Raw genomic sequence first — 215 nt, 5'->3', positions numbered from 1 at the left:
GTTCGATCGGGTAGCCGCGGTAGCGCAGGATGCCCGCGTCGCCGTCGATGAACGTGATCGCCGAGCAGCAGGACGCGGTGTTGGCGAACCCTACATCGAGCGTCGTGTCGCCCGTCGCGCCCAGCAGCTTGGCGATGTCGTAACCGTTGTTGCCCTGGCTGGCGGGCACGAGGGGCAGGTCCAGACGCACGTCATCGTGGCTGAAGGTCGCGTTG

At 67.0% G+C, this 215-nt stretch carries 1 pseudogene; it reads right to left on the bottom strand.

The features are described from left to right. Positions 1 to 190 (bottom strand): annotated as a pseudogene (locus tag BN358_RS23915) (citrate/2-methylcitrate synthase); the annotation flags it as partial. Positions 191 to 215: the final 25 nt, after the last annotated feature.

This window comes from Sedimentibacter sp. B4 (assembly GCF_000309315.1).
Taxonomy (GTDB): domain Bacteria; phylum Bacillota; class Clostridia; order Tissierellales; family Sedimentibacteraceae; genus Sedimentibacter; species Sedimentibacter saalensis.
This window is presented reverse-complemented; position numbering and strand designations above follow the sequence as displayed.